This window comes from Corynebacterium provencense, assembly GCA_900049755.1.
In the GTDB taxonomy this organism is placed as follows: Bacteria; Actinomycetota; Actinomycetes; order Mycobacteriales; family Mycobacteriaceae; genus Corynebacterium; species Corynebacterium neomassiliense.
Map to the genome: position 1 here is coordinate 391331 of LT160592.1, position 24964 is coordinate 416294.

Consider the following 24964-nt stretch of genomic DNA (forward strand, 5'->3'; position numbering starts at 1 on the left):
GGCGCAGAAAGGCGTGCCTTGAACAGACCTGAGCCGACCACGACCGCTGTCCCCACCCAGTGGGTGGGTCCGCTGCGCATCAGCGGTGACGCCTTCCCCACAGAGGCAGGACACGAGGAGGTCGAGGTCCCGCTGGCGACCTTCGAGACCCCGTTGTGGCCTTCCGTGGGACGGGGTGCGAGCATCTCCCGCGAGATACCGGGGGGCATCCGGACGACCGTGGTCTCGGAGTGCATGACCCGTTCCGTCCTGTTCACCGCGGACAACAGCGTCGTCGCCGTCGCCGCCTCACGTACCGTCTCCGACAGACTCCCCGAACTGCAGCAGGTGGTTTCCACGACCACCAGTCACGGTCGTCTGGTCGACCTGCACAACGAGGTCGTCGGTAACCTGCTCTTCGTCCGGTTCGAACTCAACCCCGGGGACGCCTCCGGACACAACATGGTCACCAAGGCCGCCGACGCCCTCATGGAACGCATCCTGTCCTGGGACCTCGGCCTGTCCTACGGATCAGTGTCGGGAAACTACTGCAGTGACAAGAAGGCCACGGCCGTCAACGGCATTCTCGGACGTGGCAGGAATGTCGTCGCCGACATCCTGCTGCCCCACGAGGTCGTGGAGAGACGGTTGCGGACCACGGCGTCCTCCCTGACCGACCTGGTCGTCCGCAAGGACCTGGTCGGATCCACCATCGCCGGGGCACTCCGCTCCGCGAACGCGCACTACGCGAACATGCTCCTCGGCTTCTACCTGGCGACCGGGCAGGACGCCGCGAACATTGTCGAAGGGTCGCAGGGCGTCACCTACGCAGAAACCCGGCCGGAGGGGCTCTACTTCTCCTGCACCCTGCCCAACCTCATCGTCGGAACTGTCGGCAGCGGCAAACATCTTCCGGATGTCACGGCGGCGCTGGAGCGGCTGGGGTGCCGGGAGGACCGGGAGGTCGGGGCGAACTCACGGCGTCTCGCCTCCCTCATCGCCGCCACCGTGCTGTGCGGGGAACTGTCCCTGCTCGCCGCCCAGACCAATCCCGGTGAACTGATGTCGACCCACCTGCGCATGGAACGTTGACACCCCGCACCGCCCGGAGCATTCGCGCCTGCCCTGCCGCGCCGGGTAGAAAGAACTTCACCGAGAAAAAGCTCACCGAGAGCCCACCGAGAGAGACGAGGAATCAATGACTGCAATCGGCATCCACGACCTGGAGATGGCGACCGGCCACCACGTCGTCGATCTGGCAGAACTGGCGGAGTCCACCGGTGTCGCCCCGGGGAAGTACATCCTCGGCCTGGGCCAGTCCCAGATGAGCGTCCTCGCCCCGGACGAGGACATCGTCACCATGGGCGCCGCTGCGGCGAAGCCCCTGCTGGAACGCAACGGAACCGAGGGGCTGCGCACGCTCCTCTTCGCCACCGAAAGCGGTGTCGACCAGTCCAAGGCCGCCGGAGTGGCGGTGCTCGACCTGCTCGGACTGCCGTCGAACATCCGTGTCGTCGAGATGAAGCAGGCCTGTTACGGCGGCACCGCCGCACTGCAGGCAGCGGTGGGCATCGTCGCCCGCTCGCCGCAGGAGCGGGTACTGGTGATCACCAGTGACAATGCCCGCTACGAGCTCGACTCCCCGGGTGAGCCCACCCAGGGGGCCGGAGCGGTCGCCTTCCTGGTCTCCGCCGATCCCGCCGTCCTGGAGATCGAACCCGCGTCCGGCATCTCCACCACCGACGTGGACGACTTCTGGCGTCCCAATGACTCCACCACCGCCGTCGTCGACGGTCACCTGTCGGTGGGCGCCTACCTTGACGCCCTCACGGACGCCTGGAACGACCTGCAGGCCCACGGCGGACCATCCGTCGAGGACATCGACCGTATCCTGTACCACCAGCCGTACACGAAGATGGCGAAGAAAGCCCAGCAGCGGCTCCGGGAGATCACCGGCGGACAGATCAGCACCGCCCTGAATCCCGGGGACGAGCCCGACGGGCGCGACACGGGTCTGGAGACCAGCTCCCGGTACAACCGCAGGCTGGGCAACAGCTACACCGCGTCCGTGTACTCGGCACTGGTGTCCCTGCTCGACTACGACCCCGGGCTGGAAGGACGCCGCATCGGCATCTTCAGCTACGGGTCGGGATGTGTCTCCGAGTTCCTCACCGGCATCGTGAAACCCGGTTACCTTGAACGGCGAAACCCGCACCGCTCCGAGAATCTGCTGGATGCCCGCGAACCGGTCGACATCCCCACCTACCGTTCACTGCACACGGCACCCCACGGCACCAGCGAAGACCAGGTCACTCCCCGCGTCACCTCCGGACCGTTCCGTTTCGCCGGGGTCACAGGCCGGGCCCGCCGCTATGAAACCTGCTGAGCACATCACCCGGAACCCTGCCCACAGCTGTCAGGTCGGGACGGGGAAGTGCCCGTCCGGTACCTCTGCTTCAGCCTGAAGTACACGCGGCTGCGCACGGTGGCGACCACGTCACCGTCCACGTCGGTGATGTCGGTGGTGAACCAGTGGAGGTACTTCGACCCGTCCGCGGTCTTCTCACGGATGAGCTCGAAGGTGGCGTCATCGGTACGCATGTCCGCGGTGATCGTCCCCCGCCCGGGTTTGAGAAAGGTCACGTGGGACTCGACGTCCCACACGTTGTAGCTGGCGCCGAGCCGGACCAGACCCATGTACAGGTAGAAGCCGTCCGTCATGGTCTGGACGGTTCCCCCGAACGCCGTACCCACCAGATTCGCGTTGATCCTCCGCGGACGGTGCGTCGTCACCACCCGCGAACCGTCCGGGGCTATGTGCCTGAGACGGATCCCGGAACCGACGTAGGGCGGGAACAGGCCCAGCAGGAACTTCAGCTGGCGCGGGGAAGGTTTCAGCATGGAACAAGAATATTTGACCGGGGACGGCCGGCGCGGCACTTCGGCGAGACTGCGGAGTTCCACGGCGTCCACAGCCTCCACTCGGCACAGGCCCCCACCCGGCATCCGTGAATCTCTCACGGCACGTCCGGGGACAGGGGTGAAAGGGGTACTGTCGCCACAACCCCTCTGCCGACCGGGAGGAGCCCCGGACCGTGACCACACCCCCGACACCGGGTCCCACACCCGACAGCCGTCGTCGTTCCATGGTCGTCGCCGCCTTCGGCACAGTCGTGGAATGGTACGACTTCTCCATCTTCTTCTACGTCTCCGCGAGTCTCGCAGCGACATTCTTCGACGGTGACGACAGTGCCCTGCTGCTCACCCTGGCGCTGGGAGCCGCAGGATTCGTCTTCCGTCCGGTGGGGGCGATGGTCTTCGGCCATCTCGGAGACCGTATCGGGCGCAGGTCTTCCCTGGTCGTCTCGGCGTCACTCATGGCGGTGGCGCTGCTGGGCATCGCCGTCATGCCCGGATCAGACACCGTCGGCATCTGGGGAGGGGTCGGGGTGCTGGTCCTGCGCTGTCTCGCAGGTTTCGCGGTGGGGGCGGAGTACACGGGGATCATGGTCTATCTCGTGGAGTCCGCCAGAGACGGCCGGCGGGGGCTGGCCGCAAGCTGGGCGGCCGCGAACTCGGAGGTCGGCTCACTGCTCGCCGTCGGTGGAAGCTACCTGTTGAGTCGGCTGCTGACCACTGAAGACATGGACACCTGGGGGTGGCGGATCCTCTTCCTCGTCGGAGCGCTCCTCGCCGCAGCCATGGTCCCGCTGCGCAGGTTCATGGACGAGACGGAGACGTTCACCCGCGTCCGTGACTCCCCTGCCGACACCGGCACGTCCCCGCTGATCACGGTGCTGCGTCACCACCCCCGGGCCGTCCTCGTCTCCTTCCTGGTCTCCGCCGTCGGGTCGGCGGCCTACTTCCTCAACATCACGAACGTCCCGACCTACCTCGGGCAGACGACCGAGATCACCGGCTCCACCTCCCTGTGGCTGGGGACGGTCGCCGCCGTCGCCGCGATCATTGTGACCCCGTTCATCGGGGCGGCCTCGGACAGGTTCGGCCGCAGGCCCCTCTTCGCCGTCCTCGCGGTGGTCATCCTCGTCACCACCCTGCCCGCCTACATGATGCTCAGCGGGGACGCCGGGACAACCGCTCTTCTCGGAGCAGCATTCCTGGCGGTTCCTGCGGCCGGCTGGAGCGCAGTAGCCGCCTCGGCGGTCCCCGAACAGTTCACAGCCGTGGGACGGTTCTCCGGTATGGCCGTCGGGTACAACACCGCCACCGTCCTCTTCGGTGGCCTGTCACCGTTCGTCGCCACCTGGCTGATGGACGTCACCGGCTCTGTCTACGCCCCGGCCTGGTATGCAGTCGGCGTGATCCTGGTGGCAGGAGTCCCGATGCTGTTCCTTTTCCGTGACCAGGCCGACCGGCCCCTGTCCGAGGTCAACTCCGACAGTGAGCTCCTGCCGGTCACGTGACCGGCACCACCTGCCCCGACAAGGTTCCCGGGGCCACCGGAACCAGCGCCCCCGGCAGGCCGGGCAGAGCCGGCACATCCTGACCTATCCTCGGGACATGTCAACCCTCGTCCTCGTCCGCCACGGACGCAGTACCGCGAACACCGCCGGAGTTCTCGCGGGTCGCACCCCCGGCGTCCTCCTCGACGACATCGGCCGCAGGCAGGTCCGCGACACCGCGCACCGTCTCGAACAGGTACCGCTGGCACGGGTCGTGTCCAGCCCGCTGGAGCGCACCCGTCAGACAGCCGAGGCGATCCTGGAGAACCGGGACACCCCGCTGACCACCGACAGTGCCCTGACAGAATGCGACTACGGAACCTGGCAGAACCGGACTCTCCGGGAACTGGCGGAGGAGGACCTCTGGAAGGTCGTGACCTCCCGCCCCTCCGCCGCCGCATTCCCCGGCGGAGAGTCCATGATCGACATGAGGGCCCGGGCCGTCGACGCGGTGGCGCGGCACCATGCGGCAGTCGAAGAGGAGTCCGGCGACAGTGCCGTATGGGCGGTGGTCAGTCACGGAGACATCATCAAGGCCGTCATCGCGGACGCCTACGGCATGCCCTTCGACAACTTCCAGCGCGTCCATGTCGACCCCGCGTCCGTCACCGTCATCCGCTACACCCGCTCCACCCCGCAGGTTCTGTGTGTGAACACCACCGCCGGCGACCTGTCCTGGTTGTCCGGGGATTCCTCGACCGCCACCCGGGTGGGCGGCGGCGCCGGGCACTAGGCTGGGAGACATGTCCACCATCACACACGGATTCGACTGGCCGGACCGCTTCGTCGTCGGCACCGTCGGGCTGCCCGGTGACCGCACGTTCTACCTGCAGGCCAGGGACCGGGACCGGACCGTCAGCGTGGCCCTGGAAAAGCAGCAGTCGGCGGCCCTGGCGGAAGGGGTCAGCGAACTGCTCGCCAAACTCCGGCAACTGGAGGGCAACCCCGTCAGCGTCCCGGACGAGACCCCGGACCTGCTCGTCGACGATGACCCGCTCGACCTCCCGCTCGACGAGGAGTTCAGGGTCGGCGTCCTCACCCTCGGCTGGGACCCCGGAACCTCACAGGTGGTCATCGAGGCCGCCCCCGCGCCCGAGGTCGAGGTCGAGGACCTTGACGACCTCCGGGACATCGGGTCGCTCAGCGACATCGAACCTGAACAGCTGCTTGTCGTGCGTATCCCCGTCGGAGCCGCCAGAGCTTTCGTCGACAGGACTTTCGCGGTGGTCAGGGCAGGGCGTCCCGAGTGCCCGATCTGCCACGAACCGATGGATGACCCGGAGACCCACGTCTGTGACCTCTCCGACAGGTGACCTGATCCTGGAGGGACGCCTCACCGACGCCTCCAACGCAACCTTCCGCGGGCGCTTCAGCGGACCCGTCAGCGACCCCGGCAGCGGCCACAGGCCGGACTCCCCCGGTGCCCGACCCCCTGGTGACCCGGACCTGGACGCCACAGGGACAGGGACGGCAGTGGTGTACAAGCCGGTCCTCGGGGAGAAACCGCTGTGGGACTTCCCCGACCACACTCTCGCCCACCGTGAAGTGGCCGCCTACCTCGTCTCCGAGGCGACAGGCTGGAACATCGTCCCACGGACCTGGCTCGGCGAAGGCCCCTTCGGCACCGGAATGCTGCAGCTCTGGCAGGACACCGACCCCGGACAGCACCCCGTGGACCTGGTGCCCTCCGGACAGGTCCCGGACGGGTGGCTCCACATCCTCGACGGCGTCGACGAGGAAGACAACGAGGTCAGCGTGGTCCACGAGGACACCACCCCGCTGCGGCGCACCGCCGTCTTCGACATCATCGTCAACAACGCCGACCGCAAGGGAGCACATGTCCTCCCGGTCACCGGCGGTCACCGGTTCGGTGTGGACCACGGTCTGACTTTCCACACTGCCCCCCGGCTGCGCACCGTGCTGTGGGGCTGGATCGGCCGGAGGCTCACCGACAGTGAGACGGCGGGAGTGGCGGCCGTGCGGTCAGGCCTCGACTCGGACCTCGGCGCAGCTCTGACAGAACACCTCACCGACGCCGAGATCCGGGCACTTCGTACCCGGTGCGACCGGCTGCTGGACAATCCGGTGTTCCCCGGCCCCTCCGGGACAATGCCCGCGGTGCCCTGGCCGGTGTTCTGAGGCCGGCTCCCCTCTCACCCCGCGAGCTGGACAATACCCTCCACCAGCAGAGTCGCAGCACCGACGAATGCGAGGAACGTGGCGAGCCGGCGCATCCCCGTACTCGACATCCTGTCGTTGAGACGGTCGCCGAACCACGCCCCCACGAATATCGCCACCAGGGCGACGATCCATATCCACGCCGGCAGTCCTCCGACATCCACCCCGCCGAAGAAGACCATCTTCAGAATGAAGGACACCGAGTTGGCGACGAAGATCACCGGGTGCAGGGTGGCGACGAAATCACGGTAGTCCCACCTGGTCACCCGGGAGTAGACGGTGAACGCCGGTGCCGCGATGCCCACCACAGTGCTCATGAAGCCACCGGCCGCACCGGCGACGATCATCGGCAGCCGGGCGTGCTCACTGACATGCCAGCGTTCCGGACGGACCGTCGTCGCCGCGAGGGCGACCATCACCAGTGACCCCACCGTCACCAGGAGCCACGGACCGTCGATCGCCGAGACCACGAACGCCGCCGGCACCGAACCGATCAGGAGCCCGCCGGCGAGGAACCGGAACCTCCTCCAGTCCGTCCGCGACCGCACGGACCACGCATTGTTGGCACCGTTGACCACGGACAGGCCGTTGACCACCGTCACCCCTGCCGCGGGGCCGAGGACGACCGACAGTACGGGGCCGGCGACCAGACCGAGGCCCATCCCGGTGATCCGTTGGAGAGCGGCACCGACAAGGACAGCGGCAAGAAGGACACAGGCGATCATCATCACAGGGGTCCACAATATGCCTGCGGATCACAGTTCCCTGCCGGCGGGTCCGGTCACCGCCGGGACCTGACCACCTTCAACGCCGGATCGGTCACCGTGAGCGCGAGAGACAGACATCCGAGCACAAGGACCGTCCACGCCAGCACATGCATCCCGGCGTCCGTGGCCGACTGCCCGAACACCGGTCCGATGATGCTCGAGGCGACAATCGCCCCGACCATGATCGCGGTGCGCGACAGCCCCGACGCCGACCCGGTCTGTCCCTTCGGCGCAGCACTGTAGATCACCTCCTGGTTGCACACCGAAGCGAAACCCTGCGTGACCCCGAACACTCCGACGAGCACCACCAGATAGGCCAGAGAACTGGACGTGTCGGCACCGAGCATGAGCAGGCCGCCCGGGATGAGCGCCGCTGCGGCGGCGGTGAGGGGCAACCTCACCGACGGGGCGGCGGACGCCAGGACCGAACAGATCACCGCCATGGCCGTGGTCGACAACTGGATGAGACCCGCATGGTCGGCGGAATAGCCCGCCGCGTCCTGGAGCCACTGTGTGAATCCGTAGACCATGAGGTACATGCCCGTGTACGTGAGGAACAACCTGAGGTAGGTCCGGGTCAGTGCACCGTTGTGCACCAGCATCCTCAGGTCGATGAACGGGGCGGTGGTCCGCAGTTCCCATGTGACGAAAAGCACCAGGGCGAGAACTGAGACAGGGATGAGCCAGTACAGGCCGGCGTCAAGGTCGAGGACGAAAACCAGTGCGGAGACGAGCATCACGGTGAAGACCGCCATACCCGGCAGATCGGGAGAGACACGGGCACCGGACTCCCGTGAACTGTCGGAGGGCAGCCACACCAGGACCAGCAGCAGGATCACCGCCGCTGCCGGAGTATTGACCAGGAAGATCCACTGCCATCCGAAATGGTGGACAAGCAGTCCACCCGCAACCGGTCCGACTGCGGTGGTCGCCAGACTCGACACCGACAGTCCGGTGAGAATACCCCGGGGAGTCGACCGTCCGAGTCGACGTGCCTGATCACTGATCAGGGCCATCGCCGCCGGATACGCGGTGGAGGTCCCCAGTCCGATGATCACCCGGGCCAGCAGGGCACCGGCGAAGCTCTCCCACACCGCCGGCACCAGTCCCCCCACCATCACCAGGACGAGACCGGCGGCGTAGACCTTCTTCGGTCCGAAGAGGTCGGCGATGCGCCCCATGGCCGGCTGTGCGACAGCACTGACGACATACAGCCCCGCGACCAGCCAGATCGCCAGAGACGCCGGGGTCCCCGTCGCCTGAGAGATCGGAACCAGGGCGACCGCGATCATCGTCGTGTTCACCGGATTGAGGGCCGGGCCCAGGAGAACGGGAACCGCGAACCGCGGACCGAATCCGATGTCTGAAGGAGAGGAGCTCATCCGACCACTGTATTGCCTCAGTTGTCTCGGGTCGGTGCGGTGCCCCCTGTCGGATTCGAACCGACACTGTGCCGATTTTAAGTCGGCTGCCTCTGCCAGTTGGGCTAAGGGGGCGCAGCCGTCGGAGTTTCCGACGGCTGAAGTCTACCTGTTACGTTCCACGACCTCTGCGAGCAGTCCGTCCAGGATGTCCTTCTCGCTGACGGTGATCGTCCTGATCCCCTGTTCCAGGAACCTGGTGGCCACAGCGTCGACGATGACGCAGCCGCCACCGATCACGTCCGCCCTGCCGGGGTCGACCACGGGGCTGGTGTTGCGCGCTGCGACGGAGTCCGCCAGCACACGGCGTGCGGTCGCTCTCAGGCCCTCCAGGGGGATGACCGCCATGTGGGTACGGTCTGGGTCGTAGGACTCCAGCCCCAGGTGCAGCGCGGCCAGTGTGGTCATTGTTCCGGCGACGCCGACCACCCGGGTGACCCGGGTGAAGTCCACGTCGGCGGACGCCTGCACCAGCTGGTCGGCGACGTACCGGCCCGCCTCCCCGATCTCCTGGGCGGTCGGTGGATCAGAGTGGAGGAACCTCTCGGTCAGTCTCACACAGCCCATGCGGGTCGAACAGACTCCCCCGCTCCCGGCGTCCACGACGAACTCTGTGGAGCCTCCGCCCAGATCCATGACGAGGACGCCGCTGTCGCGTCCGGAGATTCCGCCCCTGTCGAGGTCCAGTACCGCCCCCGCGAAGGACAGTTCCGCCTCCCGGACCCCGGAGATGACCTCTGCCCGGGCACCGGGGCGGATTCGGCCGAGATGCCGTGCGGTCATGTCGAAGAACTGCCCACGGTTGCCGGCGTCCCTGGTCGCTGAGGTGGCGCCCATGATCACGTCGGTGACGCCGGCCTCGACCATCCTGTCGGTGTAGTGCGCGAGCGCGGCGTCCACTCTCTGAAGTGCCTCGTCCGCGAACCGACCGGTGGCGTCGACCCCCTGCCCCAGGCGGACAATGATGTTCTCCCGGTCCAGCTCGGTGAGGGTGCCGTCAGTTCCGACGTCCGAGATGAGCAGGCGTATCGAATTTGTTCCGCAGTCGACGGCGGCGAATGCGCTCACCTCAGTGCACCTTCCTCGTCGAAGGCCTCTGCAACGGAGGTACCCAGGTCCTCCGGGGTGGGCCAGTCCCGGGGTATCGCCGTCCCCGACAATTTCGGGTTGTTCGCCGCGGCCAGTGCCACCGCCTCCGTGCCGAGACGGAACCGGTCAGGCCCCTCCGCCAGCGCATAGGCGATGAGCACGTGCAGGCACTTCACCCTGTCCGGCATTCCTCCTCCGGAGAAACCGGTCCCCAGGTCCTCGATGGCATTGCGTTCGGCGAGGTAGTGCTCGTGGGCGGCGAGGTAGTCTGCCGCCAACGCAGTGTCCCTTCCCAACCTGTCCTGCATGGTGCGCATCACCCCCGCGACCTCCAGTCGTGAGGCTTCGGCGGTCAGACGCGGATCCGTGAGGTAGTAGAGGGTGGGGAACGGGGTTCCGTCGGGGAGTCTCGGAGCGGTCTTCACCACGGCGGGCTGGCCGTCAGGGGTCCGGTAGGAGACCTCGAGGGCTCCGCGGGGTTCCCGGCCCAGCTGCCGGGACATGGTCTCGAGGTCCTTGTCGGACACGCTCATCTGCTGCTCTTCTCTCGGTTCATACTCGGACTGTCACTGTCAGACTGTCACTGCTGCGGATCCGCACCGGGGTCGACGGGCAGGTTGGGGGATTCACCTGACGGCGGCGGGGTGGAATCCTCCCCGCCCCCCGCGGCCGGCTCCGGCGGAGTGGCGACAGCGCCCCACAGGCGGCTGTACCACGGCTTCTCCGGTTCAGGGGTTTCTTCGACCTCACCCGGGACGTAGTCCGCCCCGGAACTGATGTCAGGGTCCATGAGACGGTATGCGGTCTCCCCTGGCTCGACAAGACCGAGACGGGTACGCGCCTGCTCCCTGACATAGGCCTCGCTGCCGTACCTGGCGATCTCCTCGGTCAACGCCTGCTTCTCGGCTTCCTGACTCTCGATCGTGGCATTGACCTCCGCGATCGCCGCCCGCTGTTCGAAGAAGTTGCGCAGCGGGGTGGCAACTGACACGACAACCGCCGCCAGGACGAGGACCGAGACAGCGACAACCACCGGGTTCACCGAGCTTTTCAGCTGGACGAACGACCGTGCGACCTTACGCGGGGCGTCCTTCGCCGCCCGTACCCGACGGGTCCGCTCCTCAGTGGACTTCGGGGCGGGCAGGTGGTCTGACCGGTCCGGGGTTTCTTCCATACCCCGGAATACTAGCCTGTCCCCGGACTACTTCCCCGCCGCGAACCGCGGGAAGGCGGACGCCCCGGCGTAGGTGGCTGCCCCCTCCAGGTAGCTCTCGATCCGCAGCAGCTGGTTGTACTTGGCCACGCGCTCGGACCGGGCCGGGGCGCCGGTCTTGATCTGACCGCAGTTGAGGGCGACGGCAAGGTCGGCGATGGTGGTGTCCTCGGTCTCCCCCGACCGGTGGGACATCATCGTCCGGTACCCGTTGTTGTGTGCAAGGGAGACCGCGTCGAGGGTCTCGGAAAGGGTGCCTATCTGGTTGACCTTGACCAGCAGGGCGTTGGCCACATGACGGTCGATGCCCTCCCGGAGGCGTGCGGGGTTGGTGACGAAGAGGTCGTCGCCGACGAGCTGCACGCGGTCACCGATCTCCGCGGTGAGGCTGGCCCACCCGTCCCAGTCGTCCTCGTGCAGCGGGTCCTCGATGGAGACCAGTGCGTACTCGTCGACGAGCTCCCTGTAGACCTTCGCCATCTCCGCGGCGGTGTGCTCGCCGCCCTCGAAGTGGTAGACCCCGTCAGAGTAGAACTCCGAGGCTGCGACGTCGAGGGCGAGCGCCACATCCTTGCCGAGTGAGTACCCGGCGGCGGTGACGGCTTCGTCGATGAGATCGAGGGCTTCCCTGGTCGACCCGACGGAGGGTGCGAATCCACCCTCGTCACCCAGTCCGGTGGACAGTCCCTTGCCCTTGATGACCTTCTTGAGGGAGTGGTAGACCTCCGCGCCGGTACGCAGGGCCTCAGAGAACGAGGACGCGCCGATCGGGGCGATCATGAACTCCTGGACGTCGACCCCGGAGTCCGCGTGGGCGCCTCCGTTGAGGATGTTCATCATCGGCACGGGGAGCACGTGCGCGTTCGGCCCGCCCACGTAGCGGAACAGGTGCAGGTCAGCTGACTCTGCGGCGGCCTTGGCGACAGCGAGGGACACGCCGAGGATGGCGTTGGCGCCCAGGCGGGACTTGTTGTCGGTCCCGTCGAGTTCGATGAGCCGGGTGTCGATGAGCCGCTGGTCGTCAGCTTCGAAGCCGGCGAGGGCCTCGTCGATTTCACCGTTGACGAAGTCGACGGCCTTCCGGACCCCTTTACCCTGGTAGCGTTCGCCGCCGTCGCGCAGTTCATGTGCCTCGTGGACTCCTGTCGAGGCCCCGGAGGGGACATCGGCGCGTCCGATGCTGCCGTCCTCGAGGAAGACCTCGACCTCGACGGTCGGGTTGCCACGGGAGTCAAGGATCTCGCGGGCGTTGATCTGCATGATTTCTGCCATGTGTGGTCAGCCTCCTCGGCTGGATGAAGGAGCGGGAGATAGTTCGGGAACCATTGTTCCACAGCCACCCGGGTGTCATGCCAGGGACCGGGCAGGGGCTAGGCAGGGGCCTGTCCCACCGCGTAGTTCGCCGCGGCGTCCCGGACCCCTGTCAGGTACTCCTCCGACCGGTTGTAGGCGTAAACCGCCTCACTCCACCCTTCGGGGGTGTCGAGGTCCCGGTCCCCCGAGCACAGTAGTCTACCTGCGGCAACTGCCGCATCCCGGATGTTCTGGGGGTCACCGCCGTCGCCGAACATGCGCCAGGAGTCCGGGAGGAACTGCAGCGGTCCGACCGCCCGGTCGAAGTGCCGGTCGCCGTCGAGCCTTCCTCTGTCCGTGTCAGGGATGCGCATGAAACCGCCCGTACCGTCGAGCCGGGGACCGATGATGGCACCGTCGACGACACCGTAGGTTCCGTGGTGGCTCTCGTTGTACCCCAGTCCTGCGAGGGTGTTCCACCGGAGATTGCAGCCCGGGTGCTCCTCGACCGCCCTGGCTGCCCCGGTGAGGTACGCGAGCAGGAATTCTTCAGGGATGCCCAGTCTGTCCGCGGTGTCGGACACTGCCGCAGGATCATCCGGGTCCAGGGGTGCCGCGGCAGCGGGGGGTACGGACTCCGGAACGGCGGAACGCTCCGGTGCCGGGGTGCTGCGCGCCCCGACCACGACACCGCCGACAACCACGACGAGCAGCAGTGCGAACAGTACTCCTGCCGCTCTGTTCACTCCGCCTCCCTGCACAGCACGGCGTCCAGGGACGCGCGGGACAACTGGACCTCTGCCGCGCCTCCCGCGGTGAGGACACGGACCGTGGCCATGTCCGGGTACGGCCGCTCCCCCACCTCAATCACCGCCCCGGGGAGGACGCCGTGGTCCTCCAGGTAGCGCAGCAGGGCCCCGTCACGGTCACTGACCCTGTCGACGTACAGGCGGTCACCCACCTGCGCACCGGAGAGCGGGACCGTGGCGGACTCCTCCACCCTGCCCTCGGGATCGGGGATCGGGTCGCCGTGCGGGTCGCGGTCGGGGTGGCCCATCGCCGCGTCAATGCGGGTTATGAACAAGTCCGAGACCGCGTGTTCGAGCACCTCTGCCTCGTTATGGACCTCGTCACGGGCGTAGCCGAGCTCCCGCTGGAGATAGGTCTCGATGAGCCGGTGGCGCCGGACCATCTGCAGTGCGAGGCGACGCCCCTCCTCCGACAGGGTGATGTCGCCGTAGGGCGCGTGCACCACCAGCCCCTCAGCGACGAGACGTTTGACCGCCTCGGATGCCGTGGATCTGCGTTGTCCCAGTTCAGCGGCCAGGGTCGACAGGGTGGCTCCACCGTAGTTTCCGGTTCCGGCGCGGCCCCACTCCTGAAGATCGTAGATCTTCTTCAGGTAGTCCTGGGACCGGTCGGGGAGTTCGGAGACATGCATGGCGGGCAGTTTACCGGCTCTTCGCGGTTCGGAGTGCGTAGATAGCTGAAGGGCGGGACGCGGGGTGGTACAACATACAGAGGCCCTGGCCGGTACAAGATGAGAGTTGCGAAGCTTCCATCTGACCGAACCAGGACCCTACCGTGCACCCTACTGGCAACCTCGTCGCCGACACCATCTGCCGCACCGCAGAACTCGGTCTGACGATCACCGATGCCGCCGACGCCGGCACCCTCACCATCATCAACGCCGAGCCGGTGGACGTAGCCGACACCTGCCCGGACTGCGCGATGTCTGGGGTGAAGCGGGACCACATCCGACGTCGACTCGTCGACCTACCGGTCGTGGGGTTCCCCACCCGCCTGAACGTCCGGGTACCCCGCTTCACATGCACCAACCCCACCTGCAGCAGGAAGATCTTCCAGACCTCACTGGCCTGCGCTGACGACGGGGCGAAACTCACCCACCGGGTGACCCGCTGGATCCTCCAACGCCTCGCCATCGACCGTATGAGCGTGGCCGCCACGGCGAAGGCTCTCGGAATCGGCTGGGAGTTGGTCAATACCGTCGCCGTCACCGCGGCCCGGAGCATGGTCTACGCTGACCCCTCCCACCTGGCTGGGGTCCGGGTCCTCGGCGTCGATGAGCACGTCTGGAAACACACCCGCCGACCCGGCGAGCCGTCTTCGATGGTCACCGTGCTGGTGGACCTGACCCCGCTGACCGACGGGGCAGGCCCGGCACGTCTGATCGACATGCGCCCGGGGCGGTCCGCAGACGTCCTGAAAACCTGGCTGGGTGAGCGGGACCCGGACTTCCGGGCCGGGGTGCAGGTCGTGACGATGGACGGGTTCACCGGCTACGCCACCGCCGTCGACCACTCTCTCCCTGCGGCGCGCAAAGTCATGGACCCGTTCCACGTCGTCCACCTGGCTGCAGAGAAGCTCAGCGGGTGTCGGCAACGCCTGCAGCGAGAAACCACCGGACGTCGGGGGCAGAAAGACGATCCGCTGTACAAGCACCGCCGGGCGCTGCTGACCAGGACCGATTTCCTCACCGACCGGCAGCGCCAGCGCCTGGATCGGCTGTGGGACACCGACGATGACTACGTCGCGTTGCAGGTGACCTGGGAGTTCTACCAGGACCTGGTCAGTGCCTATGGTCAGCCGGACAGAGCGCGGGGCAAGAAGTTGATGGGCAGGGTGATCGGCACCCTGCGCAAGGGCCTACCGACGGGGCTGGAGGAGCTGGCGCAACTCGGCCGGACCCTGTGGCGCCGACGGCACGACATCCTGGCGTACTTCGATATCGGCGCATCCAACGGTCCGGTCGAGGCCATCAACGGCAGGCTGGAGCATCTACGCGGCATCGCCCTAGGGTTCAGGAACCTCGACCACTACATCTTGCGGTCGCTGATCCACTCCGGCCAGCTGCAGGACCGGATCAACGCACTCTAAATCGAGAAGAGCCAGTTTACCCGAGCCCTGCCCTGTTTCTCTGTGTGATCCTGCCGTCGTCCAGGAAGCGGAACGTACTGTATATTAAAGTTCCGCTCACCGAACTTCCGAAGTCAGAAGGATGAATTAATGTCACTGCCCCTCCGACGTGCCCTTGCGGGCCTCGGCCTTTCCGCCTCCGTCGTCGCCGGCCTCACCGCCTGCGGTTCCGGTTCCGAAGACTCCACCGATGTACTGGCCACGTTCACGATTCTCGCGGACATGACCCGTGCCGTCGCCGGGGACGCCGTCACCGTCACCTCCCTGACCCGGCCCGGCGCGGAGGTCCACGGCTATGACCCGACTCCGGGGGACATCCGGGCGGCAGCCGAGGCAGACCTGGTGATAGCCAACGGCTTCGGACTGGAGAAATGGCTCGACAAGCTGGTGGCGGACTCCGACGCGACCCGCGTCACCGCCACCGACGGAATCACGCCCGTCAACATCGAGGGCACCGACGACCCCAACCCCCACGCCTGGATGAGCCCGGCGCTCGCCAAGGTGTACGTCGACAACATCACCACGGCCCTCACCGAGCGTTTCCCCGGTGACGCCGACACCTTCCGCACCAACGCGTCCTCTTACAAGGACCAGCTCGACGAGGTCGACCGGACCATGCAGGACGGTCTGTCACGGCTGCCCGCCAACCAGCGTGCCCTTCAGACCTGCGAGGGCGCTTTCAGTTATCTCACCCGCGAGGCGGGGATGTCGGAGAGCTACATCTGGCCGGTGAACTCCGACCAGGAGATCACCCCCACCCAGATCCGTGACGCCGCGACCTTCGTCAAGGACAACGACGTCCCCGCCGTCTTCTGTGAGTCCACCGTGGAACCCGGCCCCAAGGAACAGCTGATCCGCGAGACCGGCGCCGCCGACGGCGGAACACTCTACGTGGACTCCCTCACCGAGGAAGGCGGCGACGCCCCGACCTACCTCGACCTGATCAGGTACGACACGGAGACCATCATCTCCGGTCTCAGCCGGGGTGGTCGGCAGTGACCGGTGAGACCACCTGTGCGATCTCCGTCTCCGGCCTGTCGGTGCACTACGGCACCGTCCACGCTCTCGACAACGTGAACCTCAGCCTCGACCACGGCAAGGTCCACGGCCTCATCGGCACCAACGGTTCAGGAAAATCCACCCTGTTCAACACCCTGATGGGAGAGACCTCACCGACCTCCGGAACCGTGGTGCTCAGCGACCGCCGCGAACGGCGGGTCGCCTACGTACCCCAGTCGGAGCATGTCGACTGGAACTTCCCCCTCAGTGTGCACGAAGTGGTCATGACGGGACGTTACGGCCACATGGGAATGCTGCGCCACCCCTCCGCAGCTGACCGGGACGCGGTCACCGGGGCACTGGAGCGCACCGACCTGACCGACCTGGCGGACCGGCAGATCGGACAACTCTCCGGCGGTCAGAAGAAGCGGGCCTTCGTTGCCCGGGGGCTCGCCCAACAGGCCAGGACCCTCCTGCTCGACGAACCTTTCGCCGGAGTGGACGCGGTCAGCCAGGACACCATTGTCCGCCTCCTCCACGAACTCGCCGCCGACGGCGCCTGCATCCTCATATCCACCCACGACCTCGCATCGGTGGAGCACCTGTGCGACACCGTGACCATGCTGCGCGGCAGTGTTGTCGCGCACGGCTCCCCCGCCGACGTCATGACCACCGACAATCTGCTCAAGACCTTCGGAATGGCGGCCTGAGATGCTCACCTACGAATTCATCCAGCGGGCACTGCTCGCATCCACGGTCACTGCGGTCATCGCCGGGGTGCTGTCGTGCTGGCTCGTCCTGATCGGCTGGTCCCTCATGGGCGACGCCGTCTCCCACGCTGTCCTCCCCGGCGTCGTCATCTCCTACATCCTCGGCTGGCCCTTCGCCGTCGGAGCACTCATCGCGGCCCTGCTCGCGGTGAGCCTGGTCGGAACCGTCCGCGAGAAAACCACCCTCAAGGGCGACACCGCCATCGGAGTCGTGTTCACCGCACTGTTTGCTCTCGGCCTTGTCCTCATATCCGTCACTCCGGCCGGCACCAACCTCCAGGAGATCCTCTTCGGTAACCTCCTCGGCATCTCGCAGGACGCCCTGGTCCAGGTCATCATCTTCGGGGTCGTCGCCTTCGCCGTCATGGTCACGCTGCGCCGCGACATCACCGCCTGGGCATTCGACCCCGCCCACGCGCGCGCCGTCGGACTGCACACCGGGCGGATCCGGTGGGCCGTCATGATCTGCCTCGCACTCGTGGTCGTCGCATCCATGCAGGCCGTCGGCGTCATCCTCGTCGTCGCCCTCCTCATCACCCCCGGAGCCACCGCGTACCTGCTGACCCGGAGGATCAGCCGGATGCTCGTGATATCGCCGCTGGTCGCCTGGGTCAGCTCAGTGGCGGGAATCTGGCTGAGCTACCACTTCGACGTCTCCGCCGGTGGAACGATCATTCTCTTCCAGGCGGGCGTGTTCATGCTGGTGTACCTGTTCGCGCCCCGGGAAGGGCTGGTCACCGCTCCCCTGCTTCAACGTCGGCGGGCCGCCCGGGCGCTGACAGCCGCTGTTCCAGCACTCGACGGAACGCGTTGACCTCAGCCATCAGCCGGTTCTCGGCGTCCCCCGGGGCGTCACTCTCCAGGCCCACCATCGGATAACGGATGGATGTGGGAATCTCCACGTCCTTCAGCCCCGCGGCCCGCGCGACCGAGATGATCTCCTCCGCAGCCGCCAACGGGGACGCCGCGGCACGGACACCGGCCGGAGCCGGCGCCACCGCCGGAAAAGTCTCCGCCACCGGGTAAGCCTCGTCGCCGGCCTGACTGTCGGTCACCCCGTCACCGCCCTCGCCGTCGGACAGACGGCCTGGCCCCTGACCCGGATCCGGGGCTGCGGTCTCCACCTGCTCCCCCTCCACCCCACTGTCGGCACTGTCAACACTGAGGGCACTGTCGGCACTGACGCCACTGTCGGCACTGTCGACCTGGCCGGACGAGGACGCCCTGCCGTGGGCGCCCGGGGCCTCCTTGTACGGTTCCTTGCCCTCCCTGGCACGCCCCTCGGCCCACAGCCGGTCCTGCTCCTCCGCGGAGACCGGCCGCTCCGCCTCCTCGAACAGGTACGGGGCACGGTTACGCATCTTCGCCACGAAAGCCCCGGCGACGTGACCGATGTCGAAGGATCCGCGACGGTTCGCGATCTCCGCGTGGAAGAGCACCTGCAGCAGGATGTCGGACAGTTCCGTGCACAGCTCCTGCTGGTCGATGTCCTCCTCGTGGGAGGCGTCCGCACTCTCCACGACCTCGGCGAGTTCCTCGGTCTCCTCCCGGAGGTAGGCCAGGAGACTGTGGTGGGTCTGTGACTGCTCCCATTCGCCCTGCCGCAGGGCACGGGTCATCAGGGCCACGGCGTCCTCGATCTCGTCCATGACCGAACCGGGAACCTCGGTGCGGGTGGTGCGGCGCATCCCCGCCACCGCGACAGTGTGCTCATCGGAACCGACCACCTCACCGTCGACGTACCCGCCACCGGACACCGTGTACTCCGGACCGGACTCCGCCTGCACCTGCCCGGGACTGTCCCGCACACCCGGCAGGGACGCCGTCGCCCCGGGAGCCTCCAGCTCACGGTCAGGGGAGAACTCGACCAGGAGGCTCGGGGACCGTACCAGGTCGTCACCCCGTTTCAACCGGGCGAGGACGGCGCTGTTGTCGGGATCCGTGGTCACCAGGACATCAGACTCGTCGACGGTGTGGCCACCGAGGTCGGCGATCACCCACCGGACCCTCACCGGTACCTCCTCGGTGTAGGCCACGTCCCCACCGAGCAGCGGGACGGCCTCGACGGGGAGCATCGCGGGAAACCGTGGATCCAGGAGTACGACTGACATGGAGGTAAGTCTAGCGGTAACTCTACCTGGTGACAGGCTCCCCCTCTCGCAGGTTCCGGCGCGGAATGCCCGCCAGGTCGGTGAGGACGTCGGCACACCACTGCAGGAGGTCACCGTCGCGCAGTGGGACCGCCCGCATCCCCGACCCCGTCTTCGGCGCGGGTACGAGCACCGTCTTCGGCGTCGCCCGGTACACCGCGGCAGGAAAGAGCCGCTTCAGCCGGACCTGCCCGGAATCGGGCAGGTTGACCGGCGCGAAACTGATCTTCGTCCCGGTCTGGATCACCTCGGTGATGTCAAGGTCCCGGCACAGCATCCGCAGCCTGGCGACCACGGTGAGCAGTGCGACCTCGTCCGGGTACGCACCGTACCGGTCCACCAGTTCGTCGAGGACGCCGGAGAGTGCCCCGTCGTCGGCGGCCTCGGCGAACTTCCGGTACGCCTCGAGCCGCAGCCGTTCACTGGCGATGTAGGTGACAGGAATGTGGGCGTCCACCGGCAGATCGATCCGGATCTCCTTCTTCTCCCGGTCAGAACCGTCGACCACCTCCCCGTCCGCCATCGCCCGGTACGCCTCCACAGCCTCTCCGACCAGACGGACATAGAGGTCGAAACCGACACCGGCGATATGCCCCGACTGCTCGGCGCCGAGCACATTGCCGGCACCGCGCATCTCCAGGTCCTTCATCGCCACCGCCATCCCCGCACCCAGGTCATTGTTCTCGGCGATGGTCCGGAGCCTGTCGTAGGAGGTTTCGGTGAGCATCTCCCCCTTCGGGTACAGGAAGTAGGCGTAGGCCCGCTCGCGCGAGCGGCCCACCCTGCCACGCAGCTGGTGCAGCTGGGACAGTCCCATGTGGTGCGCGTTCTCCACGATGAGGGTGTTGGCGTTGGCGATGTCGAGACCGGTCTCCACGATCGTGGTGCACACCAGGACATCGAACTCGCGGTTCCAGAACCCCTCGACCGTCGTCTCCAGCTGCTCCTCACTCATCTGACCGTGGGCGACCACGACCCGTGCCTCCGGGACGAGGTCGCGGATGTGCGCCGCGGCGTCCTCGATGGACTTCACCCGGTTGTGCACGTAGAAGACCTGGCCGTCCCGGAGCAGTTCCCGGCGGATCGCTGCGGCGACCTGGCGGTCGTCCTGCGCACCGACATAGGTCAGCACAGGGTGCCGGTCCTCGGGCGGAGTGAGGATCGTCGACATCTCCCGGATGCCCGTCATCGACATCTCAAGGGTCCGCGGTATGGGCGTGGCAGACATGGTGAGCACGTCGACATGGGTGCGCAGCGCCTTGATGTGCTCCTTGTGCTCGACACCGAATCGCTGTTCCTCGTCGACGATCACCAGGCCGAGATCCTTCCACCGCACCCCGGTGGCCAGCAGACGGTGGGTGCCGATGACAATGTCCACGGTGCCGTCAGCCATCCCGGCGAGAACCTCCTTCGACTGCTTCGGGGTGGTGAACCGGGACAGTTCCCGGACCACCGTCGGGAAGTCCTGCATTCTCTCGACGAACGTCCGGTAATGCTGTTGTGCGAGGAGAGTCGTGGGAACCAGGACGGCCACCTGCTTGCCGGACTGGACGGCCTTGAACGCCGCACGGACCGCCACCTCCGTCTTGCCGTAGCCGACGTCCCCGACAATCACCCGGTCCATCGGAACCGGTTTCTCCATGTCCGCCTTCACAGCTTCGATGGCGTTGTACTGGTCCTCGGTCTCGGTGAACGGGAACGCCTCCTCCAGCTGCCGGGTCCACTGGTTGTCGGGCTCGAAGGCGAAACCCGGGGCGGCCTGACGTGTCGCATAGAGCTGCACAAGTTCGGCGGCGATCTCGCGGACGGCACCACGGGCCTTCTTCTTCGCGTTCTTCCAGTCTGACCCGCCCATCTTCGACAGGGAGGGATTTTCGCCGCCGACGTAGCGGGAGAGCATGTCCAGCTGGTCCATCGGCACGTAGAGGCGGTCACCCGGGCCGCCGCGCTTACTCGGCGCGTACTCGAGGACGAGGTACTCCCGGCGCGAAGCCTCACTGCCGCGGCCGACGGTGCGCTCGGTCATCTCCACGAACCGGCCGATGCCGTGCTGGTCATGGACGACGAGGTCGCCGGGTTCCAGGGCGAGAGGATCCACCCGGTTGCGCTTCCTCGCCGTCTTCCTCCGGCCGGTGGCACGCGCGTCGACCCGGTTGCCGGTGACATCGGACTCCGTGATGAACAGCAGTTCCCTGGAGTCCAGCCCACCGTGCGCCGGGGCGCAGTAGATGCTGACGGTGCCTTCGCCCGGGATGTCCGCCGTGCTCCGTTTCGACCGGCGCATGCGCCCCTGGCCGGTGATCCCGTCGAGGTCGACGCCCACGGCCTCCGCCGCGATCCCGGCCTCGCGGAATCTGCGCAGCATGCGGGCGACCACGGTGGTGTTGGGGGCGGCGTAGGCGACCCTGCCGCCCGCCTCGACCCGCTCACGGATCATCGCCGTCATCCGTCCGACGGCCTCGACGTCGCCGCGGGGGGCCGGCCCCGGGGCGAAGTCGAGCAGCAGCGGTTCCCCGCTGTCGGTGCTCTCCTCCGGCCCGTCGGTCTCCCAGTCCGCGACGCCGGTGGGTGACACCGTCCACCAGGGTCGTCCCAACCTGTCCTGGGTCTTCTCCAGGCTGCGCACACTGCGGTAGCCCGCACGGTCCACCGCCTCCGGGTCGATGGCCGAGATGTCGACGGGGGCGGCGGCGCCCATCGCCGCGACTTCCCACCCGGCGGCGAGGAACTCCCGGCCGGTCGCGATGAGGTCCTCGGCGCGGCGAGGAACTCCCGGCCGGTCGCGATGAGGTCCTCGGCGCGACGCGCCACGGCACCGGGGGTGAACTCCACGGTGTGGGTGCCTTCCGGCATGAGCTCCGGCAGCGTCCGCATCGGCCCGTCGAAGAGCACGGGGATCAGGGACTCCATGCCCTGCACCGGAATATTCCTGCTGATGCGGTCCAGGGCCTCGGCAAGTTCAGGGTTGCCGGCGTTCTCCGGTGCCAGCTCCCCCGCCCGGCGTGCCACCGCCGGGGTGATCAGCAGTTCGCGGACCGGGTGGACGAGTACCTCACCGGGATCGGTGCCGGGGACGGTGCGCTGGTCACCGACGGAGAAGACCTTGACCTCGCTGACCTCGTCGCCCCAGAACTCGGCACGGACGGGCATGTCAGCGGTTCCCGGGAAGATGTCGAGGATGCCTCCACGGGTGGCGAACTCTCCCCTGCGGCCGACAATGTCCGACCGGGTGTACCCGAGTTCGACGAGCCGTTCCTGCACCTCACCGAAGTCGAGTTCCGCCCCCTCGACGATGCGGACCGGTTCGATGTCACCGAGTCCGTCCATGACCGGCTGCACGGCCGCCCGGGTCGGCGCGACCACGACCCGCAGTCTGCCGTGGGCGAGCTGGTGGAGGACCTGCATCCTGGTGGCCATGGTCTCCGTCCCCGGGGAGAGGCGCTCATGGGGCAGGGTCTCCCAGGCGGGAAACAGTGCGACGACGTCACCGAGCATGGCGGTGAGTTCGAGGGTGAGGTCCTCCGCCTGCCGCCCGGTGGCGGTGATGACGAGGACCGGGGCGTGCCCGGCGAGGGTGGCGACGGCGAGGGGCCAGGACGCCTCGGGCCCCTGGATGTGGAGCCGGGGATCACCGACATGGGTGACCAGGCCACGGAGTTTCGGGTCCCCGGCCAGGGCGCGCAGGACTCCGGAGAGGGGCGGGGCCGGGGGGGAACTCTGGGTTCGGCTCATGGCTGTCCATCGTAGTGTCGGGTCCGGACGCGTTGTGGCGGTGGGTCACCGGGTGCGGTACGCCGGTGCGGTACAGTGTCCGCCGAGACCTTTCCCCCATGGTGTAATGGCAACACTGCGGTTTTTGGTACCGTCATTCCAGGTTCGAGTCCTGGTGGGGGAGCTGCGCGACACCCGGTCGGCCTCCCTCCCCCGTCCGGCGCCGACGTCCGGCACTAGACTGTGGCGTCATGACTGAATCCCCCCATGCCGCCACCGGTCCGGTCGCCGTCGTCGTCCTTGCCGCCGGCGCCGGTACCCGCATGAAGTCGAAGACCCAGAAGACCCTGCACACCATCGGTGGCCGCACCCTGCTGTCCCACAGTCTCCACGCCGCGGACGCCCTGCACCCCGACCGGATCGTCGCGGTGGTCGGTCACGGTCGCGACCAGGTGGAGCCTGCCGCCCGGACGGTCGGTGACGAACTCGGGGCCGAACTGCGCGTCGCCGTACAGGAGCACCAGAACGGCACAGGGGACGCCGTGGCCGTGGGCATGACCGAGCTCGAGGGTTTCCGGGGCACCGTCATCGTCACCAACGCCGATGTACCTCTGCTGACCGGGCGCACCCTCAGCGACCTGCTCGCCGCCCACACCGAGGTTCCCACGGCCGTGACTGTGCTGACCATGAGGCTGCCCGACCCCTTCGGATACGGCCGCATCATCCGCAACGAGGCCGGTGAGGTCACCCACATCGCCGAACAGAAGGACGCCACCGCCGCCGAACTCGAGGTCGACGAGGTGAACTCCGGGGTCTTCGCCTTCGACTCCGACGTCCTGAGGGACGCCCTGACCCGCCTGGACACGGACAACCAGCAGGGGGAGCTCTACATCACCGACGTTCTGGGGATCGCCAGGGACGCCGGCCGTCCGGTACGGGCGCACATCGCCGACGACCCGCGTGAACTGGCCGGCGTCAACGACCGTGTCCAGCTCGCCGCCGCCGGCGCCGAGCTGAACCGTCGGACCGTCGAGGCCGCGATGCGTGGTGGTGCGACCGTCGTCGACCCCTCCTCCACCTGGATCGACGTCGAGGTCGAGATCGGCCGGGATGTGACGGTGCTGCCCGGTGTCCAGTTGAAGGGTCGGACCGTCATCGCCGACAACGCCGTCGTAGGCCCCGACTCCACCCTGGACAACGTGACCGTCGGCGAGGGCGCGTCGGTGGTGCGCACGCATGCGACGGACTCGACGATCGGGGCACGGGCCGACGTCGGACCGTTCACATACCTTCGTCCGGGGACGGTCCTCGGCGAGGACGGCAAGCTCGGTGGTTTCGTCGAGTCGAAGAACGCCACCATCGGGCGGGGCTCCAAGGTGCCGCACCTGACCTACGTGGGGGATGCCACGATCGGCGAATACTCCAACATCGGGGCCTCCTCGGTGTTCGTCAACTACGACGGCGTGACCAAGCACCACACCACCGTCGGCTCCCATGTCCGAACCGGTTCGGACACCATGTTCATCGCCCCGGTGAACGTGGGCGACGGCGCCTACTCGGGTGCCGGTACGGTGATCAGGGACGATGTGCCTGCCGGCGCGCTCGTCGTCTCAGGCGGACACCAGCGCAACATCGAGGGCTGGGTGGAACGCCGACGTCCCGGGACCCCGGCCGCCGAGGCCGCGAAGGCTGCCAGGGAGAGGGAGAACGGGGCGGCAGACGACTCTTCCCCGGAATCCGGGCCAGAAAACGACAGTGCCGGTCACGGTGCCGGTCACGGTGCCGGTCACAGTGCCGGTCGCGATGCCGGTCCGGGGTCAACCGGCCGGAGGTGACTTTCTGACCGAGGGACACAGACCGGGGGATACATACGGGCACAGACCGTCACAGACCGGCACAGACGGGGTGGTTACCAGGGGCCCGGTTTGTCCCCGGCGTCGCGCGCTTTAACATGATGCCTGTCATACCGCCTGCGCACACAGGCGCGACCACCC

Annotated in this window: 20 protein-coding genes, 2 tRNA genes and 2 pseudogenes; 12 read left to right on the plus strand and 12 right to left on the minus strand. The window is 67.4% G+C overall.

All coding sequences use genetic code 11. The annotated features are described in order from the left end of the window. The first annotated feature begins 18 nt into the window (after positions 1 to 18). Both BN3906_RS01780 and BN3906_RS01785 read left to right on the plus strand, forming a co-directional pair. On the plus strand, positions 19 to 1071 hold the full coding sequence (locus BN3906_RS01780; RefSeq protein WP_066583373.1) for a hydroxymethylglutaryl-coenzyme A reductase family protein: 1053 nt from the start codon (positions 19 to 21) through the stop codon (positions 1069 to 1071). Between the two features lie 106 nt (positions 1072 to 1177). Continuing rightward, complete coding sequence (locus BN3906_RS01785; protein WP_066583375.1) at positions 1178 to 2365, plus strand: hydroxymethylglutaryl-CoA synthase; 1188 nt, start codon at positions 1178 to 1180, stop codon at positions 2363 to 2365. 5 nt (positions 2366 to 2370) lie between these two features. Here BN3906_RS01785 and BN3906_RS01790 read toward each other — a convergent pair whose 3' ends face one another. Beyond that, complete coding sequence (locus BN3906_RS01790) at positions 2371 to 2880, minus strand: DUF4442 domain-containing protein (protein ID WP_066583377.1); 510 nt, start codon at positions 2878 to 2880, stop codon at positions 2371 to 2373. Positions 2881 to 3074: 194 nt separating this feature from the next. Here BN3906_RS01790 and BN3906_RS01795 point away from each other — a divergent pair, with 194 nt between their 5' ends. The 4 genes from BN3906_RS01795 (at position 3075) to BN3906_RS01810 (ending at position 6581) form a co-directional block, all read left to right on the plus strand. Then, the gene (locus BN3906_RS01795) at positions 3075 to 4403 is read left to right on the plus strand and encodes an MFS transporter (RefSeq protein WP_261796802.1); all 1329 of its coding nucleotides are present in this window, start codon (positions 3075 to 3077) and stop codon (positions 4401 to 4403) included. A gap of 97 nt (positions 4404 to 4500) precedes the next feature. After that, a complete protein-coding gene (locus BN3906_RS01800; RefSeq protein ID WP_066583384.1) occupies positions 4501 to 5175 on the plus strand; it encodes an MSMEG_4193 family putative phosphomutase in 675 nt (224 codons plus the stop codon). 10 nt (positions 5176 to 5185) lie between these two features. After that, the gene (locus BN3906_RS01805; protein ID WP_066583386.1) at positions 5186 to 5755 is read left to right on the plus strand and encodes a DUF3090 domain-containing protein; all 570 of its coding nucleotides are present in this window, start codon (positions 5186 to 5188) and stop codon (positions 5753 to 5755) included. Further along, a complete protein-coding gene (locus tag BN3906_RS01810; protein ID WP_261796803.1) occupies positions 5736 to 6581 on the plus strand; it encodes an SCO1664 family protein in 846 nt (281 codons plus the stop codon). The genes BN3906_RS01805 and BN3906_RS01810 overlap by 20 nt, the downstream gene beginning before the upstream one ends. A gap of 14 nt (positions 6582 to 6595) precedes the next feature. Here the strand turns inward: BN3906_RS01810 and BN3906_RS01815 are convergent, their stop codons facing one another. The 9 genes from BN3906_RS01815 to BN3906_RS01855 form a co-directional block, all read right to left on the minus strand. Then, complete coding sequence (locus tag BN3906_RS01815; RefSeq protein WP_390620326.1) at positions 6596 to 7348, minus strand: sulfite exporter TauE/SafE family protein; 753 nt, start codon at positions 7346 to 7348, stop codon at positions 6596 to 6598. A gap of 53 nt (positions 7349 to 7401) precedes the next feature. Further along, the gene (locus BN3906_RS01820) at positions 7402 to 8769 is read right to left on the minus strand and encodes an MFS transporter (protein ID WP_066583394.1); all 1368 of its coding nucleotides are present in this window, start codon (positions 8767 to 8769) and stop codon (positions 7402 to 7404) included. A gap of 40 nt (positions 8770 to 8809) precedes the next feature. Continuing rightward, positions 8810 to 8883: transfer RNA gene (locus BN3906_RS01825), tRNA-Leu, on the minus strand. A gap of 30 nt (positions 8884 to 8913) precedes the next feature. Continuing rightward, complete coding sequence (locus BN3906_RS01830) at positions 8914 to 9876, minus strand: Ppx/GppA phosphatase family protein (RefSeq protein WP_066583396.1); 963 nt, start codon at positions 9874 to 9876, stop codon at positions 8914 to 8916. Continuing rightward, on the minus strand, positions 9873 to 10430 hold the full coding sequence (locus tag BN3906_RS01835; RefSeq protein WP_066583403.1) for a DUF501 domain-containing protein: 558 nt from the start codon (positions 10428 to 10430) through the stop codon (positions 9873 to 9875). The genes BN3906_RS01830 and BN3906_RS01835 overlap by 4 nt, the downstream gene beginning before the upstream one ends. A gap of 47 nt (positions 10431 to 10477) precedes the next feature. After that, positions 10478 to 11071 carry a septum formation initiator family protein gene (locus BN3906_RS01840; protein ID WP_066583405.1) on the minus strand — a complete coding sequence of 198 codons (594 nt, stop codon included), beginning with the start codon at positions 11069 to 11071 and terminating at the stop codon, positions 10478 to 10480. 27 nt (positions 11072 to 11098) lie between these two features. Then, positions 11099 to 12382 (minus strand): phosphopyruvate hydratase, encoded by a 1284-nt coding sequence (eno, locus tag BN3906_RS01845; RefSeq protein WP_066583407.1) that lies wholly within the window; start codon positions 12380 to 12382, stop codon positions 11099 to 11101. A 98-nt stretch (positions 12383 to 12480) separates the two neighbouring features. Next, positions 12481 to 13149, minus strand: coding sequence for a lysozyme family protein (locus BN3906_RS01850; RefSeq protein WP_066583410.1), 669 nt, complete (start codon positions 13147 to 13149; stop codon positions 12481 to 12483). Then, positions 13146 to 13844, minus strand: a complete 699-nt coding sequence (locus BN3906_RS01855) for a metal-dependent transcriptional regulator (RefSeq protein ID WP_066583413.1) — start codon at positions 13842 to 13844, stop codon at positions 13146 to 13148. The genes BN3906_RS01850 and BN3906_RS01855 overlap by 4 nt, the downstream gene beginning before the upstream one ends. 143 nt (positions 13845 to 13987) lie before the next feature. Here BN3906_RS01855 and BN3906_RS01860 point away from each other — a divergent pair, with 143 nt between their 5' ends. The 4 genes from BN3906_RS01860 to BN3906_RS01875 all read left to right on the plus strand — a co-directional run bounded on the left by BN3906_RS01860 (position 13988) and on the right by BN3906_RS01875 (position 17923). Next, positions 13988 to 15301 (plus strand): ISL3 family transposase, encoded by a 1314-nt coding sequence (locus tag BN3906_RS01860; RefSeq protein WP_066583418.1) that lies wholly within the window; start codon positions 13988 to 13990, stop codon positions 15299 to 15301. 129 nt (positions 15302 to 15430) lie between these two features. Continuing rightward, positions 15431 to 16339, plus strand: a complete 909-nt coding sequence (locus BN3906_RS01865; protein WP_066583421.1) for a metal ABC transporter substrate-binding protein — start codon at positions 15431 to 15433, stop codon at positions 16337 to 16339. Continuing rightward, a complete protein-coding gene (locus BN3906_RS01870; RefSeq protein ID WP_066583423.1) occupies positions 16336 to 17049 on the plus strand; it encodes a metal ABC transporter ATP-binding protein in 714 nt (237 codons plus the stop codon). The genes BN3906_RS01865 and BN3906_RS01870 overlap by 4 nt, the downstream gene beginning before the upstream one ends. Position 17050: 1 nt before the next feature. After that, positions 17051 to 17923, plus strand: coding sequence for a metal ABC transporter permease (locus BN3906_RS01875; protein WP_066583426.1), 873 nt, complete (start codon positions 17051 to 17053; stop codon positions 17921 to 17923). Here BN3906_RS01875 and BN3906_RS01880 read toward each other — a convergent pair. Continuing rightward, the gene (locus tag BN3906_RS01880) at positions 17844 to 19220 is read right to left on the minus strand and encodes a MazG nucleotide pyrophosphohydrolase domain-containing protein (protein WP_066583429.1); all 1377 of its coding nucleotides are present in this window, start codon (positions 19218 to 19220) and stop codon (positions 17844 to 17846) included. The two genes, BN3906_RS01875 and BN3906_RS01880, sit on opposite strands and share 80 nt — an antisense overlap. 22 nt (positions 19221 to 19242) lie before the next feature. Beyond that, positions 19243 to 22991 (minus strand): annotated as a pseudogene (gene mfd / locus BN3906_RS01885) (transcription-repair coupling factor). 92 nt (positions 22992 to 23083) lie between these two features. On the opposite strand from mfd, the gene BN3906_RS01890 reads away from it, so the two are divergent. Together BN3906_RS01890 and glmU are read left to right on the plus strand one after the other, a co-directional pair. Further along, a tRNA-Gln gene (locus BN3906_RS01890) sits at positions 23084 to 23154 on the plus strand. A gap of 67 nt (positions 23155 to 23221) precedes the next feature. Next, positions 23222 to 24679, plus strand: a pseudogene (gene glmU, locus BN3906_RS01895) (bifunctional UDP-N-acetylglucosamine diphosphorylase/glucosamine-1-phosphate N-acetyltransferase GlmU); the annotation flags it as partial. Positions 24680 to 24964: the final 285 nt, after the last annotated feature.